This window comes from Chryseobacterium sp. T16E-39 (assembly GCF_002216065.1).
Lineage (GTDB): Bacteria > Bacteroidota > Bacteroidia > Flavobacteriales > Weeksellaceae > Chryseobacterium.
In genome coordinates this window covers 4,647,922-4,669,408 of record NZ_CP022282.1, presented here as the reverse complement: position 1 = coordinate 4,669,408, position 21,487 = coordinate 4,647,922, and the positions used below count along the sequence as shown (strand labels likewise).

Annotated in this window: 14 protein-coding genes; 8 read left to right on the top strand and 6 right to left on the bottom strand. The window is 36.0% G+C overall.

Annotated features, from left to right (window positions below):
- Positions 1 to 200: 200 nt before the first annotated feature.
- On the bottom strand, positions 201 to 4,865 hold the full coding sequence (gene dnaE / locus CEY12_RS21275) for a DNA polymerase III subunit alpha (RefSeq protein WP_089029564.1): 4,665 nt from the start codon (positions 4,863 to 4,865) through the stop codon (positions 201 to 203).
- A gap of 327 nt (positions 4,866 to 5,192) precedes the next feature.
- Here dnaE and CEY12_RS21270 point away from each other — a divergent pair, with 327 nt between their 5' ends.
- Together CEY12_RS21270 and CEY12_RS21265 are read left to right on the top strand one after the other, a co-directional pair.
- Positions 5,193 to 7,265 carry a thiamine pyrophosphate-dependent enzyme gene (locus CEY12_RS21270; RefSeq protein ID WP_089029563.1) on the top strand — a complete coding sequence of 691 codons (2,073 nt, stop codon included), beginning with the start codon at positions 5,193 to 5,195 and terminating at the stop codon, positions 7,263 to 7,265.
- A 216-nt stretch (positions 7,266 to 7,481) separates the two neighbouring features.
- Positions 7,482 to 8,504, top strand: coding sequence for a bestrophin family protein (locus CEY12_RS21265; RefSeq protein WP_089029562.1), 1,023 nt, complete (start codon positions 7,482 to 7,484; stop codon positions 8,502 to 8,504).
- 7 nt (positions 8,505 to 8,511) lie between these two features.
- On the opposite strand, the gene CEY12_RS21260 is transcribed toward CEY12_RS21265, so the two are convergent.
- On the bottom strand, positions 8,512 to 8,970 hold the full coding sequence (locus tag CEY12_RS21260) for an Lrp/AsnC family transcriptional regulator (protein WP_089029561.1): 459 nt from the start codon (positions 8,968 to 8,970) through the stop codon (positions 8,512 to 8,514).
- A gap of 144 nt (positions 8,971 to 9,114) precedes the next feature.
- Here CEY12_RS21260 and CEY12_RS21255 point away from each other — a divergent pair, with 144 nt between their 5' ends.
- Entirely contained in the window at positions 9,115 to 10,341 is a 1,227-nt protein-coding gene (locus CEY12_RS21255; RefSeq protein WP_089029560.1) for an aminotransferase class I/II-fold pyridoxal phosphate-dependent enzyme, read from the top strand.
- Positions 10,342 to 10,380: 39 nt separating this feature from the next.
- On the opposite strand, the gene CEY12_RS21250 is transcribed toward CEY12_RS21255, so the two are convergent.
- A complete protein-coding gene (locus CEY12_RS21250; protein WP_089029559.1) occupies positions 10,381 to 11,385 on the bottom strand; it encodes a glycosyltransferase in 1,005 nt (334 codons plus the stop codon).
- Between the two features lie 244 nt (positions 11,386 to 11,629).
- Between CEY12_RS21250 and CEY12_RS21245 the strand changes: the two genes are divergently transcribed.
- Together CEY12_RS21245 and CEY12_RS21240 are read left to right on the top strand one after the other, a co-directional pair.
- On the top strand, positions 11,630 to 12,640 hold the full coding sequence (locus tag CEY12_RS21245; RefSeq protein ID WP_089029558.1) for an SDR family NAD(P)-dependent oxidoreductase: 1,011 nt from the start codon (positions 11,630 to 11,632) through the stop codon (positions 12,638 to 12,640).
- Between the two features lie 43 nt (positions 12,641 to 12,683).
- Positions 12,684 to 13,490: an AraC family transcriptional regulator gene (locus CEY12_RS21240; protein WP_089029964.1), complete on the top strand. Its 807-nt coding sequence runs from the start codon at positions 12,684 to 12,686 to the stop codon at positions 13,488 to 13,490.
- 62 nt (positions 13,491 to 13,552) lie between these two features.
- Here the strand turns inward: CEY12_RS21240 and CEY12_RS21235 are convergent, their stop codons facing one another.
- The 3 genes from CEY12_RS21235 to CEY12_RS21225 all read right to left on the bottom strand — a co-directional run bounded on the left by CEY12_RS21235 (position 13,553) and on the right by CEY12_RS21225 (position 16,950).
- Positions 13,553 to 14,983: an endo-beta-N-acetylglucosaminidase H gene (locus CEY12_RS21235; RefSeq protein WP_089029557.1), complete on the bottom strand. Its 1,431-nt coding sequence runs from the start codon at positions 14,981 to 14,983 to the stop codon at positions 13,553 to 13,555.
- A gap of 333 nt (positions 14,984 to 15,316) precedes the next feature.
- The gene (locus CEY12_RS21230) at positions 15,317 to 15,718 is read right to left on the bottom strand and encodes a branched-chain amino acid ABC transporter substrate-binding protein (RefSeq protein ID WP_089029556.1); all 402 of its coding nucleotides are present in this window, start codon (positions 15,716 to 15,718) and stop codon (positions 15,317 to 15,319) included.
- 68 nt (positions 15,719 to 15,786) lie between these two features.
- Positions 15,787 to 16,950: a class I SAM-dependent RNA methyltransferase gene (locus CEY12_RS21225; RefSeq protein ID WP_089029555.1), complete on the bottom strand. Its 1,164-nt coding sequence runs from the start codon at positions 16,948 to 16,950 to the stop codon at positions 15,787 to 15,789.
- 135 nt (positions 16,951 to 17,085) lie between these two features.
- Here CEY12_RS21225 and CEY12_RS21220 point away from each other — a divergent pair, with 135 nt between their 5' ends.
- The 3 genes from CEY12_RS21220 to CEY12_RS21210 all read left to right on the top strand — a co-directional run bounded on the left by CEY12_RS21220 (position 17,086) and on the right by CEY12_RS21210 (position 21,485).
- The gene (locus tag CEY12_RS21220) at positions 17,086 to 17,814 is read left to right on the top strand and encodes a class I SAM-dependent methyltransferase (protein ID WP_089029554.1); all 729 of its coding nucleotides are present in this window, start codon (positions 17,086 to 17,088) and stop codon (positions 17,812 to 17,814) included.
- Positions 17,814 to 18,536, top strand: a complete 723-nt coding sequence (locus CEY12_RS21215; RefSeq protein ID WP_089029963.1) for a ZIP family metal transporter — start codon at positions 17,814 to 17,816, stop codon at positions 18,534 to 18,536. Before CEY12_RS21220 ends, CEY12_RS21215 begins: the two co-directional genes overlap by 1 nt.
- A gap of 207 nt (positions 18,537 to 18,743) precedes the next feature.
- The gene (locus CEY12_RS21210; RefSeq protein ID WP_089029553.1) at positions 18,744 to 21,485 is read left to right on the top strand and encodes a SusC/RagA family TonB-linked outer membrane protein; all 2,742 of its coding nucleotides are present in this window, start codon (positions 18,744 to 18,746) and stop codon (positions 21,483 to 21,485) included.
- Positions 21,486 to 21,487 lie beyond the last annotated feature (2 nt).

Below are 21,487 nucleotides of genomic sequence, written 5' to 3'. Positions count from 1 at the left end.
ATTTTAATTAAAAAGTCAACAATTGTTGAAATAACACAAATTGCTGATAAACAAATAATTACAAACACAATTAAAACATATGAATTTCACCTCAACAGGATAAAATCATTATTAATTCCTTTTTAATTATTTTTAAATATTACCTTAAATAACACAAAAAAAGCGATCAAAGACCGCTTTTTTTATACCATAATTCTATTTTAGTTTAAATAAAATTCATATTTATTAAGTAACTGAATTTCTTTAATGAGATCCCCGTTGAGATCAACGGAATGTTTCATGGATTGGACCTCAATCTGAGAATCATCATCCATATCTTTTATATAAAATTTAAACTTTTGATCCCCTTTATTCTTATCGAGAACATTTCTGAAAAATTCCAGATCTTCCGGCCTGAAGTCCATCACATCCATTACTAAAGAAATACTTTTAGCAAACCGTTCAAAAGCTTCCTGAAGTTCAATTACATCATTTACATTTACAAAAACACGTCCATCCTTTACCTGAGCGAATTTTATTTTAAAAATAACAAAACGCTGAACTTCCAGCTTTTCTTTTAATTTCATATAATCCCTATCCCCCAATCTGAATGAATAGGACCCAGAGTAATCTTCCAGTGTAACAAAGGCTACTTTTTCACCACTCCTGAACCCATCCTGAACCCTATATTCAGTAATCAGACCTGCAACAGTATACTCCTTTCCGCCACCTCCATTCTCTCTTTCTTTCTGCAGAGTCTTCCAGTCCTTTTTCTTCTCTTCAAACAATTCCTCCTGCTTGTTAGCAAAAGCCTGCTCTTTATAAGCATCTACTTCATCAAGATTTAAGAATAGAAAATTACCTTTCGGCTCAGCTTTCTTAGTCACTTCTTCAATAACTTCCTCACCTGTTAAAATTTCATCAGAAACAATTTCTGTTAAATCAACAGCTTCTTCCGGAGAATCCACTTCAAGAATCGGAGCCTCATCTACCACCGCTTTACCGTGCTCTTCTTTTTCTAAAACAGATTTTCTGGAAAGACTTCCCTGAATAAACTGGAACTGATATTTAAATTCATCCAAAGGGTGTGCAGAAAGATAGAAACCGATAATCTCTTTTTCTTTATTCAGTTTGTGCATATTCGGCCATTCAGGGCAAGGCGCTAATTTTGGCTGTTCTATCTGAACCTCTTCTGCAAAATCAGCAAAAAGTGAATTTTCCATTTCATTTTTACCCTCCTGAAAACTCTGTCCATATCTTATCAATCTTTCCAGATTTGTTCTCCCCGCAGGATCGATATCAAAATATTGTCCTCTATGGAAAGAATCCAATTCATCAAAAGCTCCGGCCAGCACTAAACTTTCCGCTACTCTTTTATTCATTTGAGAAGGCAAAATCCTTTCAAAGAAATCATATATATTTTTAAATCTTCCGTTTTCTCTTTCTCTGGTAATACCTTCACTAGGTCCTTCTCCAATCCCCTTGATCGCTCCTAGACCAAAACGGATCTGTCCTTTTTCGTTTACCGAAAATTTGTATTGAGATTCATTAACATCAGGCCCCAAAACATCAACACCAATACTCTTACAGTCCTCCATGAACATGGTAATAGAATCTGTATTGTTAATGTTATTACTCATTACACTTGCCATATATTCCGCAGGGTAATTAGCTTTCAGGAAGGCAGTCTGATAGGCAATAAAAGCATAACATGTCGAGTGGGACTTATTAAACGCATATTCCGCAAAAGCTTTCCAGTCATTCCAGATTTTCTCTAACCTCTCTTCATTCAGATCATTCTTTCTTCCTCCTTCAATGAACTTAGGGTACATCTTATTCAGAACATCAATCTGCTTTTTACCCATCGCCTTTCTCAATGTATCAGCTTCTCCCTTTGTAAAGTTGGCCAACTTCTGAGATAAAAGCATTACCTGTTCCTGATATACTGTAATTCCGTAAGTCTCCTTTAAATACTCTTCTGTTTCGGGTAAATCATACACAATCTCCTCAATCCCGTGCTTTCTGTTGATAAAGTTTGGAATATATTTAATAGGACCCGGTCTATACAATGCATTCATGGCAATAAGGTCAGCAAAAACAGTCGGCTTTAACTCACGCATATATTTTTGCATCCCGGGACTTTCATACTGGAAAATCCCCACAGTTCTTCCTTCTTTAAACAACTGATACGTTTTAGCATCATCTAAAGGAATTTCATCCGGGTCAATATCAACATTATGCCTTTCCTTAACCAACTTTAAAGCGTCTTTAATAATCGTCAATGTACGAAGACCCAAAAAGTCCATTTTTAGCAATCCAGCACTTTCTGCTACCGAGTTATCAAACTGCGAAACGAGAATATCAGCATCTTTTGCAGCAATTGTAACGGGAACCAGATTACTAACATCTTCCGGAGTGATAATAACCCCACAAGCGTGAATCCCTGTATTCCTGATACACCCTTCCATTTTCATAGCACTGGCAAGTACATCAAAACGGGGATCTTCGGGACTATCCAGAACATATCTCATTTCATCAACGAGCATCTGTTCTTCAGGCTTTAATTTATCATATTTCGCTAAAGCTTTGGCGATATTCATCCCCGGCGTTGAAGGAATCAGTTTTGCAATATTATTAGTATCCGGAATCGGAACATCCAATACCCTTCCGGCATCTTTAATAGCTGATTTCCCCCCTAAAACCGAATAGGTAATAATCTGAGCAACCTGATTTTGCCCATATTTATCAATTACCCATTTAATAATTTTATCCCGTCCTTCATCATCAAAGTCAATATCAATATCCGGCATGGAAACCCTCTCAGGATTCAGGAATCTCTCAAAGAGGAGGTCATATTTAATAGGATCCACATTGGTAATTCCAATGGTATAAGCAACTGCAGATCCTGCGGCTGATCCCCTTCCAGGACCTACCCAAACCCCCATATTCCGGGCTTCATTACAGAAATCCTGAACAATTAAGAAATACCCCGGATATCCTGTATTGGCAATAACTTCCAATTCGAAATCAAGACGCTCTTTAATTTCATCTGTAATTCCTGTTTCAACATATCTCTTCTTCGCACCCTCATATGTTAAATACGTTAGATATGCCATTTCACCACGCTTACCACCATCAACATCATCTTCAGCATGAACAAATTCCTGAGGGATGTCGAATTTAGGAAGCAATACGTCTCTTTTTAACGTATACGGTTTAAATTTGGCGGTAAATTCTTCGTAAGCATCAAAGGCATCAGGATACGCAAGAAAGGTTTCTTTTATTTCATCTGAATTTTTGATAAAATATTCACCAGCCGTAAGACCACGTCTTTTTCCAAAACCTTTACCAACAGGCGTTGACAGTTTTTCACCATCTTTAATACAGCTTACGATATCCTGAATATTAGAATCGTCCTTGCTTGTATAAAAAGTTTCATTCTGAGCCAATATCTTTGTATCATATTTATCTGCCAAATACAATAAAACTTCATTTAAATGCTCTTCTTCGGGCAGATTATGATTCTGAATCTGAACATAAAAATCATCCTGAAAAGTATCTTTCCACCATTTAAAAAGCTCTTCACCTTTCTGTTCCCCGGTATTTAAAATAGCACTTGGAATATCTCCTAAAATACCAGAGGTCAAAGCAATTAACCCTTCTTTATACTCAGCAATGAGTTCCCGGCTGATTCTCGGAACTCCAAAATAGAACCCCTTTAAAAATCCAATACTGGAAAGTTTTGCTAAATTTTTGTAGCCATTAAAATCCTTAGCTAGTAAAACCACCTGAGTCCTTCTATCAGGATCATCTTTAGTAAATTGTTTCTGTTCATACCGATCAGAAATATAAAATTCGCAACCGACCACAGGAATCAATGGCTCTGAAACAGGTTCTTCTTCATTAAATTCTGTTCCATTTTCTTCTGCTTCCTGTTTTTTTGCTATATATTCTTTATGTTTTTTAGCTCTATCCCCATTTGCACCCTCTACAGCAGAAACGAATTTAAAAGCCCCCATCATATTCCCCAGATCTACCATACCAACAGCTGGGAAATTATCATCAGAAGCCCTTTTAATTAAATCATTAATGCTCGATGTCGCCATTAATGTGGAAAAGACGCTGTGATTATTAAAATTGAAATATTTACCAAGATCAATTTCATCAACACTGCCAAAATCCTGCTGTTTTTTCTTATTATGGAAATCCGCAACCTGTCTTCGGATAATAATTCCAAAAGGCTTAATAGGGTCAGGATGCAAAGATTTAAAGTAAGCAAGCTGATCTTCAGAAATTTTTAAAACATCCGAAGGAACCACTCCTATCCTCATCATTTCGAAGAAAACCTGAGCAGTAGCATTTACGTCCGCGGCTGCATTGTGAGCTTCATCAAATTTATTTCCATATAACTTTTCATAAAGCTCTTCCAATTTTGGAGGTTTGAACCTTCCTCCTCTTCCCCCTCCAAGCTGACAAAAATTCGTCCCTAAGATCATGGTATCTGCCTTAGGCTTTTCCTGAAGGTTATCTGTTATATTTTTTCTAAAAAATTCAGCACCAACGATATTGTAATCGAACTCTACATTATGTCCGGAAACAACTCTCACTTTATGAAGGACTTTGGAAAATTCCTGAAGAATTTCCTCAAGATCTCTACCCTCTTCATTCGCAATTTTCGTTGTAATTCCGTGAATCCTCGCGGCATTAAAGGGAATATCATAACCTTCAGGTTTAATGATATAATCCTGATTTTCAATCAATACCCCATCATCATCATGCAATTGCCAGGCTATCTGTACCATTCTTGGCCAGTTATCTGAGTCTGAAAGGGGAGCATTGAAATTCTTTGGTAACCCTGTGGTTTCTGTGTCAAAAACTAAATACATGTATTTTCTAGCTTTTTAATTAAAAAAGAGAATGTAAAGTTACTCCAATTTTTTTTGGTATTCAATTAGTTTTTATGAATACTCTCCAATTAAATTTTGTATTGTGATTAGTTGAGTTATTCTTGAGTATGCCGGCATAAAATTCATATACAAACATCATAAAAATGCTTACCACACTCTATTAAAACAACTTACAAGCTATTATAAAAAAGAAAAAAAATAAACGATCTCAGAAAAAATTTTGAAATCATAATCAATAAAATAAATAGATAATACAAAATACTAACGATTGTTAGTATTTTGTTTTTTTATGTATATTTGCTTCCTATGGAAAATACACTTCACGAGAAAGTTTCTCAGGATATTTTACTTAAAGCTTACACCCATATGATGCTTGCAAAGGCAATGGCAGACATCTACGAAGAAAATAGAAATGTCTGTAAATATGTCCACAGCACTTCAAGAGGTCATGAGGCTATCCAATTGGCAACAGCTTATCAATTAAAAAAAGAAGACTGGGTATCTCCTTATTACAGAGATGAAAGCATTTTACTTGGTATCGGCTTTGAACCTTATCAATTGATGTTGCAGCTATTAGCTAAGGCCGACGATCCTTTTTCCGGAGGTAGATCTTATTATTCACATCCATCAAGCAGAGATGAAAAGATGCCGAAAATCATTCATCAGAGTTCTGCTACAGGAATGCAAACCATCCCGACTACAGGTGTAGCACAGGGAATAAAATATATTCAGGATTTTGAATTGCAAAATTTTGAAAACAATCCCGTTGTCGTATGCAGCTTGGGCGACAATTCCGTAACTGAAGGAGAAGTAAGTGAGGCATTACAATTTGCAGCACTACATCAACTCCCGATCATATTTCTGGTTCAGGATAATGAGTGGGGAATTTCTGTAACTAAAGAAGAGGCCAGAACATGTGACGCCTACGATTTTGTAGCAGGATTTACAGGGTTAAGCAGAATGAGAGTGGATGGAACTGACTTCGCAGAAAGTTTCGAGGTCATGAAAAAGGCTGTAGACTTTGTAAGAACAGAAAGAAAACCATTGGTAGTATGTGCAAAAACAGTACTTATTGGACACCATACATCAGGGGTAAGAAGAGAGTTTTACAGAGATGATGAAGATTTAGAAAAACACAGAGCAAAGGACCCGGGAGAAATTCTGAGAAAACAGTTGTTGGAAACCGGAGCTGATGAAGAGCTGCTAAAACAAATCACAAAGAAAACACGATTAGAAGTTGAGGACGCCTTTGAAAGAGCCCAAAAAGCTGAAGATCCGAAACCCGAGACCGTAATGCAGCATGTTTTTGCTCCCACTCCTATTACAGAGGAAACAGGGACACGCGAACCTGCAGGTGGAGAAAAAATCGTGATGGTAGACGCTGCGATTCATGCCATTCAGGAATTGATGTGGAAACATCCGGAGGCATTGCTATATGGTCAGGATGTTGGAGAAAGAATCGGTGGTGTTTTCCGGGAGACTGTTACATTAGGTAAAAAGTTCGGAAGCAAAAGAGTTTTCAATACAGCTATTCAGGAGGCTTATATTATAGGTTCCACTGTGGGAATGAGTGCTGTTGGTCTAAAACCAATCGTTGAAGTTCAATTTGCAGACTATATCTATCCTGGGATTAACCAGTTGATTACTGAGATTTCAAAATCAAATTATTTAAGCCACGGCAAATTCCCGGTAAGCAATATCATCAGAGTTCCAATCGGGGCTTATGGTGGTGGTGGACCTTACCATAGTGGAAGTGTGGAAAGTATTTTAGCTAATATTAAAGGAATTAAAATAGCTTATCCTAGCAACGCAGCCGATTTCAAAGGTTTGTTAAAGGCGGCCTATTATGATCCGAATCCGGTAATCATGCTGGAACATAAAGGATTGTACTGGAGTAAAGTTCCTGGAACAGAAGATGCAAAAACCATAGAGCCGGCGGAAGACTATGTTCTACCGTTTGGAAAAGGGAAAGTTATTATTGAAGCTGATAAGGACGAAACAAATAAAGGCAGAACATTATTGGTGGTAACTTACGGAATGGGAGTTTACTGGGCAAAAGAGGCTGCTAAAAACTTCAACGGAAGAATTGAAGTAATCGATCTGAGAACATTAATTCCTCTTGATGAAGAACTTGTTTTCGAAAGAGTGAAAGCACATGGAAAATGTATCGTTCTTACAGAAGAACAGATCAATAATTCATTTGCTGAAGCTTTTGCACACCGTATTTCTAAAAACTGCTTCAAATACCTGGATGCTCCGGTAGAAACAATGGGATCACTAAATACCCCGGCAGTACCTATCAATTTGGTCTTAGAAAAAGAAATGCTTCCTAACGCAGAGAAGCTGACAAGGAAAATTGAAGAAATGCTCCAATATTAAATTTATATAAAAAATATAACCTCTATTTACTTAGAGGTTTTTTTATGCAATTTTTTATTACTTTTAATCAACATTTATCTTCTTCAGAAAATAAAATGTAAGGAATAATAATGTAAAACAGTTCTTTAATACGATGAAGAATAAACTCCTAAGCACTTAGGACAACTTGGTATTCATTTTGATAAAGACACACCGATAAAAACACATCCATTTCTTATGATTACAACCAAGTATTTCAATTACAAACAAATATTCAATCTTGCGGGTTCGCATTTAATATGGCTTACAGCTTGGTGTACCCTTGTTGCTACGATATATTATTTTTTCAATTGGCAATGGATGATTATTCCCTGGGTTCCTCTCGCATTAATTGGTACCGCGGAAGCGTTTTATGTAGGTTTTAAAAACAATCAGGCTTATGACAGATTATGGGAGGCCAGAAAAATATGGGGTGCAATAGTTAACTCAAGCCGTTCTTTTGCAGCAATGCTCTACGCCTTCGAAACTGAAAATGGCGACCAGACCGATTTAAACGAGAGACGGAAGGTAATCGCATACCGTCACATAGCCTGGCTATATACTTTCCGCGAGCAGCTGCTCACTCCTACTGAATGGGAGCATATCAGCCTGAAAAGACATTTTGGCGCCATTAACATCAGACGTCACAGACTAATGAAAGCAGGCTTTCCTGATTATGGAAGAACTCCTATTTTTTTGCATAAATACCTCTCCACAGAAGAATTTGCACTGCAGTCAGAATATAAAAACTTTGCAACCTATCTGATTTCAAAACAGGCAAAGGAAGTCAATGAACTAAAAAATGATGCAGTAATCTCAGATTTTAATCAAATGCAATTGCAAAGCTGTCTTAATCAGTTTTATGATTTTCAGGGACAGGCAGAAAGAATTAAAAAATTTCCTTCACCAAGACAGTTTGCAAGTACAGCATTCGTATTCAATGTAATTTTCATTATGCTTCTTCCATTAGGTTTGGTTAATGAATTTGCAAAATTGGGAGACTGGGGAATCTGGACAAGCATTCCTTTTTGTGTAGTGGTGGGGTGGATCTATATCGTTATGGAGCTTGTTGGAGATTATTCTGAAAATCCCTTTGGAGGATTAATGTTTGACATTCCCATGCTATCCATCTGCCGAACTATAGAAATTGACGTATTACAAATAATGGGTGAACAAGACATCCCAGATCCTATCTCTTCTAAGAACGGAGTTCTTGTATAATATAAATTTATAGAATAACAACTGTCGTATTCTTCACCTCAGAGATCATAAAAGAACTGTGGGTACTTGCAATATGCTGTAAAGTAGTGAGTTTCGTCAACATAAAATTTCGGTAATCTGTCATATCCTGAACGCAGATCTTAAGAATATAATCATAATCACCACTTACATGAAAACATTCTGTAACCTCCTGCAGATTCATTACTTCTTTTTCAAACTGCAGGACATATTCTTTTTTATGCTGAATCAGTTTCACATGACACAATACCATAAAATCTCTTCCAATCTTATTTTTATCCAATAATGCCACATATTTTGAAATAACCCCTGAATTTTCAAGTTTACGAATACGCTCATATATTGCAGTCACGGATAAACCAAGCTTGTAAGACAGCTCTTTGGTGGTTTGTTTTGAATCTTCCTGTAAAAACAATAACAGTTTTTTGTCTATTTCATCAAAGCTCATAGATTTTTTTTTTGAAAAAGATTATTTTAAACAAATATAACAAACATATTTTCTATAAAAATATAAAATAATAGATTTAAAGTCTAAAATTTGAGAGAACCATTGTAATAAAACTTAAAATAGTTCAAATTTAAAACAAAAACAATGGAAGATTTCAACGCAGCAAACGAAATACAGGATTTACAATACTTTGGAGAATTTGGCGGAGTAAATCCTTCAATTTCTGACAGTTCAACTTATACCTTTCTTTCCGCTAAAACAATGTTTGATACATTTGAAGGAAATGCTGAAGGCTGTTATTTATATTCCAGACATTCATCTCCAATGAATCTTTATCTGGCTCAAGCTTTAGCTAAACTGGAAAACACGGAAGCTGCTAATGTTACCGCCTCAGGAATGGGGGCTATCACTTCTGTTCTCTTACAGGTTTGTAAAAGTGGGGATCACATTATTTCCAGCAGGACCATTTATGGCGGCACCTATGCATTTCTGAAAAACTTCCTTCCTCCTTTTAATATTGACACAACTTTCTTAGATATCAATAATATCGAAGCCATTGAAAACTCGATACAGCCAAACACTAAGGTGATCTATTGTGAAAGTGTAAGTAATCCACTTCTTGAGGTTGCTGATCTTAGAAAGCTTTCTGAAATATGCAAAAAACACAATTTAAAACTTATTGTTGATAATACTTTTTCGCCTCTTTCAATTTCTCCAACGTTATTGGGAGCTGATATTGTAATTCACAGTTTAACAAAGTTTATCAATGGAAGCAGTGATACCGTAGGCGGGGTTTACTGTGGAACACAGGAATTTATCAATGATACTAAAAATGTAAATAACGGGGCATGCATGTTATTGGGTCCAACAATGGACAGCTTCCGCTCTGCAAGCATTTTAAAGAACCTCAGAACACTTCATATCCGCATGAAGCAGCACAGCTACAACGCTCAATATCTCGCTGAAAGATTTGAACAGGACGGATTGAAAGTTTCTTATCCCGGATTGTCATCCCATAAAAATCATGAATTAATGAAAAGTATGATGCATGAAGAATACGGATTTGGGGGATTGATGACTTTAGATGCAGGAACAACAGACAAAGCTAATGAACTAATGGAACTGATGCAGCAGGAAAACTTAGGGTACCTTGCAGTAAGTTTAGGATTTTACAAAACATTATTCTCATGCTCGGGTAGTTCAACATCATCTGAAATTCCTGAAGAAGAAAGAGCTGCGATGGGAATATCTGATGGATTGATCAGATTCTCAATAGGCCTTGATCACGATATTGAAAGAACTTACCAAAAAATGAAAGAATGCATGATAAAAACAGGCGTTCTCCACCATGAAAACACATCCATATACTAATCATTATTGTAATAAATGCTGTTGAAAATTCAACAGCATTTATTTTTTATGGTAATGTTTTGGAAATGCATCTTCAGGTTTCATTCGGAAAACATTAAGCAGAATCCATGATTTTAAAAATCCGTAACCATAGGAAAACATCTGAACATACGTAGAAATAACTGCCATCCCGGCAATACTTATATTCCTGGTCACCCATAAAGCATGAAAGAAAACGAGAAACGTATATAAACCATATAAAGCAAGGATAATTCCCCTTCCCAGTATAAAATACTCAATGAAGCCAAGGATATAACCTAATAAAAAAAGACTTGGAAAAGCAAAAGAAAGCTTTACATAATCAGGATGTCTTTGATTAAGGATAGGTCTTGCACAACCAAACTGAAAGACTTGTTTAGAAAATTTTCCAAAATCAACTCTACGCTTATGATATACGGCAATATCATCAAAAAAAGCTGTTGTAAAACCATTTTCCCAAAGCGTCATTGACAAGTCCGGATCCTCTCCTATTCTCATTTCAGAAAAACCTCCAACCTGATCGAAGACCTGTTTCTTTACCCCCATATTAAAGCTTCTGGGCTGAAACTTAGAGACTGCTTTTTTATTTCCACGAATACCTCCGGTAGTAAATACCGAAGTCATAGAATAGGAAATTGCCTTTTGCATAAGATTGAATCCTTTATGAGCCTTATCTGCACCACCAAATGCATCACAGGGAATTTCCAAAATATCTTTCTTAATATTTTCGATATAATCTTTCTCTACAATAACATCACTATCCACAAAAACCAACCATTCATTTTCTGCTCTCTGAGCTCCGTAATTTCTGGATAGGCCAGGTCCTGAATTATCTTTTCGGAAATATTTAATCGACAACATTTCATCAAAGTTCTTGATTGTTGGCTTAAGGTCAATCACAGAACCATCATCTACAATAATAATTTCAAATACCCTGTCCGTTTGATGAGTCAGAGAATTCAGAAGCTCGAAAAGTTCATCTTTTCGATTAAATATAGCGATGACGATGGAAATTGTAGGTTTCAAATTGAAAATTTGTCAAAATTAACCATTCAGAAAAGAACTTACAAACAGTTTAACAGGTATTCTTCTAAATTAACACACCGAACAAGTAGTAGCCTACAAAATAACCGAGGTGTTCAAAATAATTATGAAACATTTCTTAATTGCTAATTATTCATGAAATTTTAAACAAAGTAAATTGACATTCTAAACAAAACAGAGAACTTTAACACCCTTTACCTTTGTCTTACAATTAAAAATAAAAAAAATGATACAAGACAAAAATTTACAGAGTCCAATCCACTCAGGTTTTAATGCACAGTCTACAACTGAAGATGTGATTCAGGGAATTGATCTCAATGGAAAAACAGTAATTATTACTGGTGGTTATGCCGGAATCGGTTTAGAAACAACAAAAACATTGGTTTCAGCTGGAGCCAGAGTAATTGTTCCCGCAAGAGATCTCGAAAAAGCTACAAAAAATCTTTCCGGAGTTCAAAATATTGAATTTGAATTATTGGACCTGATGGATTCTGTCTCTATTGATGCTTTTGCAGAAAAATTCATTGCTTCAGGGCGGAAACTTGATGTATTGATCAATAACGCCGGAATTATGTGGGTTCCATTACGCAGAGACAGCCGGGGCATTGAGTCCCAATTGGCGACTAATTATTTAGGTCAATTCCAGCTTACCGCAAGATTATGGCCTAGTCTTAAAAAAACTGATGGAGCAAGAGTAATTAATGTTTCTTCTTATGGACATCAGATGGCTCCGTTTGATTTTGAAGACCCCAACTTTGAACACCGGGAATATCAAACATTACTGGGATACGGTCAATCAAAAACAGCAAGCAATCTATTCGCTGTTGAGCTGGATGCAAGAGGAAAAGCATTTAATGTAAGAGCTTACGCTTTGCACCCCGGATCCGTTTATGGAACCGATCTGGGAAGAGAAGAACCTATTGAGCTTTTTAAGCAAATGGGAACCCATGATTCAGACGGAAAAATAAAACCGGAAGTTGAAGCAAAATTAAAGACAATTCCCCAGGGAGCAGCAACCACCGTCTGGTGTGCAACAAGTCCGTTATTAGATGATATCGGAGGAATTTACTGTGAAAATTGTGATATTGCAGAAATAGATAATGGACAAATCGAACACCGATATGATGAACCATCTACCATCAGAGGTGTACAATCTTATTCTATAGATAAGGAAAATGCAAAAAGACTATGGAAACTCAGTGAAGAAATGATTGGAATTCAATTCAATGTTGAATAACTTAGTTTAAATGAATAATTTTGTTACTGAAAAACTGAAGTCAATGGATTTTCATATCAAATATATCACACCGGATATTAAACTTTCTTCCTATGAAGACAAGCTATTCAAAACAGAAACTGTTTTTGAATACCATATGCTGGTTTGGTTTATATCCGGTGAAACAAAGATTATCCAGGCCGATCGTTCATATCACTTTACATCAGGAGATATATTCCTTATCCCAAGAAATCAGCTGGCAACGATTATTAATTATCCCAAAGATGGACGCCCACATAAAGCAGTGGTCATGCATCTAACAACAGAGCGTTTAAAAGAATTCTATTCTACATTAAACATCGAACATCCAATACTTCGTAAAGAACCGGAAATTTTCAGTTTTAGCAATCATCCTTTATTAAAAAGTTGCTTAGCTTCATTGATCCCGTATTTTGAGATGACACAGTCTTTCCCAGAGCATATAGCTTCATTAAAAATAATGGAATCTATCAGTATTATAAGAGAAATCAATCCAGATATCGATAGGGTTTTAGCTGATTTTGAAGAACCGGGAAAAATCGATCTGATTCATTTTATGGAGAAAAATTACATGTTCAATATGCCACTGGAGAGATTTGGCTACCTGACTGGCAGGAGCTTATCGACTTTCAACCGGGATTTTAGAAAAATTTTTCAGATTACACCTCAACGATGGCTTACCAGGAAACGTCTGGAGTTGGCCTACTATCATCTTACTGAAAAACATAAAAAGCCCTCTGATATTTTCATGGAAGTGGGTTTTGAGGATTTATCACATTTCTCTTACGCATTCAAAAAACAATATGGCTATGCACCCTCCATGATCAGATAATTAAAAACAAAGAAGGACAAATTTCAATTTGAAATCTGTCCTTCAAAATTAAACTGAAGAAATTATAATTTTACCAACTTCCATTTTTGTGCGTTGCCTGTATTAGCCGTCCAAATCTGGATTTTTGTTCCATTTGTTGCAGAACCATTATTTACATCAAGATTAAAACCTGACGCATGAGCAGGAGACAATGTATAATAATCGTTTCCTACGGATGTTATTTTCCACTTCTGAGCATTAGTTCCATTATCCGTATAGATTTGTACCTGTGTTCCATTTGTTGTCCCGGAATTGGATACATCTAAAGATTTTGTAGGAGCATTAAGCGGTTGAAGTTTGTAATACCCTCCTCCTACATCAGTAATTTTCCATTTTTGCGCGGTATTACCATTAGACGCCCACAGCTGAACTTTGGTACCATCTGTAGTACCCGCATTCAAAACATCCAGCATACTCGTTCCATTACTTCCTGAAACCAATTGATAAGTAGCACCAGATGTTATCCCCGTTGTTGGAGTTGTTGTTCCATCCCCATATACTGTATTTTGACCGTAAAGTACATTGGTCGCCCCTGAAAAATAAGATGCTATATTGGTAGATCCCAAATCATAACACAGAAAAACACCATAGCCATCATCTTTAGTTCTCTGTGCATAGTTTGTAGCTGTAGAACTGCTGGTAAAAGTAGAGGTTCCTGGGTTTACATTCACTGCTGCTGCACCTTTATGAGCGTTATCCAATCCTGGTATATTGGGAGCAGAGTATGTGCTGTAGTATGGATTCCATGCATAATCTACCTTTGATCCAACCGTTACTCCATTGTAAGAAAGATTACTGGCAGAAGGCCCAATATTATAAAAAGAAATGATCTTATCAGGAAGCAAGTCTCTAAGTGCCGTTACCAGATAAACAAATGAAGACTGATTAGGCTGTCCGGTTCCGTTAGCTCCATAATTCGCGTACTCATCATCAAAATCAATCCCATCTAAGCCATAGGTAGTAACTGCGTCAGCTAATTCCTGAGCAAAAGCCTGAGCTGCTGCCTGATTAGGAAAATTAGCAAACCCGGCACCCTGATGATTACCAAGAATAGACAACATGACTTTGATCCCTTTATCCTGTAAAGGTTTTATATACATATTTTTATTAGTAAGCACATTTGTCACCTGAGTGTTAAAAGATAAGTAGGCTTTTTGAGTAGAAGTATTATAGTTGATATTAGCTGCAAAAATTATGGCCACATCAAAAAGCTGCCTTCCGTCTGCCAGTTTATATTTACCTACTTCCCTGATATCATTACTGTTGACTTCAACATACATAACAGAAAGTGGATTTTTACCGAAAGCAGCAACTTTAGCTCCCATATTAGTCTTTGCCGAGGAAGGTTGATTATCGGGAGTTACTGAATCATCTAAACGATCAGAACTACATGAATTAATACTGAAAATACCTATCAATAGAGTAAGTAGAGATAGTAGGCTAATTTTTTTCATAATAAAAAGTATTTAACTGTTTATTACGAAACTAAAACAAACCTTAACAATTAATTAATAATAAATTATCAAAATCCTCTATTATTTTATCAATGAAAACTAAAATCCTTAATTAACAATAAAATAAAAACCTCAATCACATTAAAAATTCACAAAATAATATTTTAATTTAAATTACATATTTATTAATAAAAGGCAGGTTAATCAAACAAAAACATAACATAAACTGATATTAATAAAAATAAAGACATAAAATAAAAATTATGGCCGTCTTATTTTAACAGCCAGAATTCTAAAAGTTTCTTCATTACATAAAATACCATAAATAGCTCCTTACAATAATCCGGACTTAAAATACATCCATAATACCATTGATGTTGAAAAAAGAATGAGAGAACAACAGAAAAAGAGCATTGAAAATATATTTCTGAAATAAAATAATGTCACAAAATAGAGTCCGAGACAGATTACTGATGAGATGAAAACACCGATTGAAGCAATGATAACAATTGTTTGAACAGGATGCTGGACAGGCAGTGGATCTTTAAGAATAGAAAACAGGATGACAGAACTTATAAAAGCCATACCAGCACTCATACATTCTACATTATACTTATATCTCTTTCTTTTTTCGGATTTGCGTGCAATATCCGATCTGGGTGTAGCAGATGAACCACTTAACCCATCTAATACTTCAAGAACGATATCTACTGTATCAAAAATATTCCAGGACATAAAAAAGTGCTTTAATTTTACCACCAGAAAGCAAAAAGCCTTCCAGATTGGAAGGCTTTATAAAATATTTATTGATTTTCGAGTTTATGGACCTTTTTAGTTCCCTCATACATCTCGTATTGTAAAAATCTTGTTTCCAGTTTTCCATTGAATAACTTGATTTTTCTGGATGGACGAAGTCCTATCTTCTTTACTGCTTCCAGATCTGAGGAAATCAGCCAGGCCAAAGTGTTTGGATAATGGGTTTTGAAAGTATCTCCAATCTTCTTATAAAAGTCATCATCATTGATAGAGATTCGTTCATCATATGGAGGATTGAAAACCATTAATAAAGGAAAAAGTTCTTTTTTAGATTCAAAAAAGTTCTGTCTTTTTACTTCAATAATATCTTCCATTTCTGCAGCCTCAATATTTGTTGCCGCTGCATTGAGCATCCTTCCATCGATATCATAACCGACAATTTTCCCATGAAATTCCCTTACCCTGTTCACTCTGAACTCTCTGATCTTGGTAAATAGATCCGCATCATAGTTACTCCAGTTTTGGAAAGCAAATCTTCTTCTAAAAATCTGCGCCGGGAGATCAAGAGCAATCATCGCCGCTTCAATTAAAAGAGTTCCCGATCCACACATCGGATCAAGAAAGTTTCCTTTTCCATCCCAACCGGCAAGCTGAAGCATCCCGCTCGCCAAAACTTCATTGATCGGTGCTTCCCCCTGTTCTCTTCTGTATCCTCTTTTAAATAAAGGATCACCGGACGAGTCTAAGGAAATAGTTACCAATTCTCTATCGATATGAAGGTGGAATTTGATATCCGGATTTTTAGGCTCTACGTTGGGACGTTTTTTAAATTTTTCCTGAAAGTAGTCCACGATTGCATCTTTCATCTTCAAAGTCACAAACTGAGAATGCTTGAATGTCTCAGAGTTTACAGTAGCATCAATCGCAAATGACTGGTCGACATCCATAAACTGTTCCCATTCCATTTTAAAAAGCTTATCATAGAACTGATGTTGGTTAAAAGCCTTAAACTCAAAAACAGGAACCAAGATTTTCAAAGCGGTTCTTGCCGAATAATTGATTTTATAAAGAAAACCTAAATCTCCTTCACAGTTTACTGCACGATTTTTAACTTCAACATTCCGTCCGCCCAATTTTTTAATTTCTTCAGCTAAGATCTGCTCCAATCCGAAGAAAGTTTTTATCTGAATTTTTATATTTTCTGTATCCATAAATAGTTATTAAAAGATTTAATAATTTAAAAATTAAAAGATTAGCCCTTCAATATTTTGAATAATTGAATTTTTCAATCTTTCAATCTTAAAATACTTTTCCTTTTACCGCACAAATTTAGTTATTTTTGCATTATGGAATGGTTTGAATCTTGGTTTGATACCCCTTATTATCATTTACTTTATAGCAACAGAGACTATACAGAAGCTGAAAACTTTATTACAGAGCTTACTGCAAGCCTTCAATTGCCACCTTCTTCTAAAATTATCGACTTAGCCTGCGGAAAAGGAAGACACTCTGTTTTTCTTAATAAATTGGGGTATGATGTTTTGGGGCTTGATCTATCAAGACAAAGTATAGAATTTGATAAGCAATTTGAAAATCAGACGCTTATATTCAACGTCCATGACATGAGAAATCCTATAGATGCGGATCCTATGGATGCTGTTTTCAATTTATTTACAAGTTTCGGGTATTTTGATCACGAAAGTGATGATCGGAAAGTTTTTCAATCCGTTTATTCTGTTTTAAAACCCGGAGGCTATTTTGTATTGGATTATCTTAATGAAGAATATGTCCGGAGCAAAATGGTTCCTGAGTCTGTGGTCAGTCGTGGAGACATTGATTTTAAAATCCGGAAAAAAATTGAAGGAAGGCACATTGTCAAAGATATACGATTCGAATCAGAAGGCAAACCTTATCATTTCTTCGAAAAAGTGAAACTTCACACATTGGAAGAGATCAATTCTTACGCAGTAGAATGCGGCTTTGAACGGATCAAAATTTGGGGTGATTATCAATTGAATGATTTTAAAAAAGAAACTTCACCACGCTGTATCAATTTATTTAAGAAAAAATCATGATCATAGTTCTTTTACTGATTCTAAGTGTAATTGCAGGGTTATTCCTTGGAAAGCATTTTGGTAAAAAAGAAAAGCTCGCTAAAAACCTTTTGATTTTAAGTGCGGGTTTCCTGATTACCATTTGTTTAAATGAAGTTTTCCCACAGGTATACACTTCAGAAAAAAGCAATGTTATTGGTATCTTTGTTATTTTAGGAGTCTTACTGCAAATGATCCTGGAAGCTTTAACCAAAGGTTTTGAGCATGGTCATTTCCATCACCATAGTGAACATAATATTCTTCCTGCAGCTTTAATGGTAGGCTTATTCGTCCACGCTTTCATAGAGGGAATTCCTCTTGCCAATGAAAAAGTGGTGTTATCTCCTTATCTGTTAGGAATTGTTTTTCATAATATTCCGATTTCTTTTATTCTGGGTGCATTTTTATTCAACAGGAAAGAAGGTCAAAGCAAGCCGTTGTATCCTACTTATATGATCATTGCTTTGTTTGCTCTTGCTTCTCCCCTGGGAATGCTATTGGGTAATTATTTCAATCCGGATCTGCAACCTTACTTCTTAGCTATCGTGGGAGGAATCTTCCTGCATATCTCTTCAGTAATTATTTTTGAAAGCAATAAAAATCATAATATTGACTGGGTAAAAATAGGACTGGTCATTGTTGGGGTTTCACTGGCCCTTAGCATGCATGTTTTCCATTCCCATCCTCCTGTTTCCCCACACTAAAAAATAATTAAAACAATTCCGGATAAACTATAAGTTCCTGAATACAGAACCATTACACAATTTAATAAAATTAAATATTATACAACATAACACCACCTATCACCCAATAAAATAGTCAAATCCTTTAATTATTGATAATTTTTACATCAAATTAATATTGATGTAATTTTTTTTGTACATTCGTGCGCACCATTAAATCACGCACGTATGAATAAACAAACAAAACGTTTGACAACGACTGTGTGTTTTTTTTTAATATACAGTTTGGCATCCGCTCAGACTGGTAAAAAAAAAGACACACTACGGGAAAAAAACATTGAAGATGTTGTAATTATAGGGTATAAAGCTCAGAAGAGATCCAGCCTTACAGCAGCCGTTTCCACAATCTCAGACAAAAAATTAAAAGATGCCAACACTTCTGATGTGTCGAGTCTTCTGCAAGGAAAAGCCGCGGGAGCACAAATCATGCAGGGAGGAGGGCGCCCGGGATCTTCAGCAACTGTAAAAATCAGAGGTACCGCTACCATCAACGGCCCCAGTCAGGCCTTATGGGTCGTAGATGGTGTTATGATGAACGGAACTCCTAATCTTGACCCTAACCAGATTGAAAGCATTAACATTTTAAAAGACGCAACCTCAACCGCTTTGTATGGTTCCCGCGGAGCTAACGGAATTGTACAGGTCTTCACTAAATCAGGAACCACAGGAAAAAGTTCAATGAATGTTTCTGTAAATAATTCTTTTAATACATTCAATAACGGACGTTTTAAACTGATGGATGGGACACAACTACACGATTATTTCACTTCTTTAAAAAATGCACCTGCAATACCTTCCCAACTCAGAAATCCAGGCTACGATTGGTTGAAAAATGGAACCCAAACCGGAGCTGTCCAAAACTACACCATAGACTTCAGAGGAGGTTCACAGAATTCCAAGACTTATATTTCAGGGAACTATTATGATGAAAACGGAACGATAAAAGGTTATGAATACAATAGAGTTTCCTTTAGAATCAATCATGATCACACCGTAAAACCCTGGCTGATTTTAAAACCAAAAGTAAGTTTATCCTACACCACCGGGAAAGACCGGCAGGGTTCTCTCTATCAGATGTATCTCAATATGCCATGGGATAATCCAAGAGACTCTAACGGAAATTTAATAAATCCGAATTCTTACAATGGAACCTGGTACGGAAGAGATTATTCCAACTATCTGTACGATTTACAATGGAACTACAGCAAGAGCAACCAACTTGATCTTATAGGGAATTTTGATGCAGAAATTAAATTTACAGATTACTTAAAATTCGTCACAACCAACAATGTCACCTATAGAAATTACGACGACATGTCCTATACAGATCCGAGATCCATTTCAGGAGAAAGCAATAAAGGTGAATTAACGGAATCCTATTTTAAAGATGTTACTAAGTTTTTTAATCAAATGTTGAGATTTGATAAAGATTTTGGAGTTCACAACGTTAATGCCTTAGCAGCATACGAATACAATGACAGAATGTATAAAATATCAAAAGCCGGTGTGTATGGGGTCGTTCCGGGAACAGATATTTTTGATAACGGAGCTACATCGGGAAGAAAACCCTCAGGTACAAAATATGACAGAGCTTACAATGCCTTCTTATTCAATGCTGAATATGTATATGATAAAAAATATTTCGTTCAGGGTTCTTTAAGGAGCGAATCTTCGTCTGCATTTGGTGCCAGCCAAAGAAATGGACTCTTTTATTCTTACAGCTTAGGATGGAATATTCAAAAAGAAAGTTTTTTCAGGGTCAAGCAAATCAATGAATGGAAATTACGGGCCAGCAGAGGACTTGTAGGGAATACACCAAGCCCGAATTATGGATGGCAGGATCTGTATGCCCTAACACAAACATATAATGGCCAAATAGGAGCTACATGGAACCAATTAGGCAATCCGAACTTAACCTGGGAGTCTATTTATCAAAACAATATTGGAATGGATATCAGAGCATTTGATAACCGATTAACTTTAAATGTTGATTATTTCAACAATAAAACTAAAGATCTACTAATGCTGGTTACACTACCTTCACTGACAGGTGTTGACAGGCAATATCTGAATGTTGGAGATGTAAGAAATAAAGGATGGGAATTCAACCTTAACTATGCTATTATAAAGTCTGAAAATGTTAATTGGGACGTAGGCTTTAATATCAGCACCTATAAAAACAGGGTTCTTTCAACAAGAAATAACAGTACACAGCTATTGTTAAATAATCAGGTAGCAATAGCAGGAAATGATGTCACTTCCTTTTACATGAGAAAATGGATGGGTGTAAATCCTGATAATGGTGCCGGCCAGTGGGAAGTCGTCAATGCTGATGGCAGCAAAAGTCTTACCTCCAACTACAATCAGGCTACCCTGCAAATTGTAGGTGCTGCTACCCCGGATTATTACGGATCATTTAGTACCAATCTTACGGTAAAAAAGTTCTATCTCAATGCCAATATTTATTTTTCACAGGGAGGTCAGATCTACAATTCGTACAGAGAATTATTTGATTCAGACGGAGCTTATCCGTATTACAACCAAATGGTCTTAAAAGACAGTTGGAACAGATGGGAAAAACCAGGTGATATTGCAACACATCCCGTAGCAATTTTCAACAATAATACGTTGACCAATAAACCATCTTCACGTTATCTGGAGGATGCAAGCTATGTAAAACTGCGATCTTTGAGACTGGGTTATAATTTCCCGGATGCTTTGGTAGAAAAAATTAAAGTCACTTCTGCCAGTATTTACATTATGGGGGAAAACCTCTTTACCATTACGAAATTTTCGGGAGTCGATCCTGAAGCGGGTCCTGCTGACAGCCAAACTGTCTATTCAGGTAACGCAGGAGCAATATATCCCATTCCCAGAAGATTTTCCTTAGGATTCACTTTCACTTTTTAAAA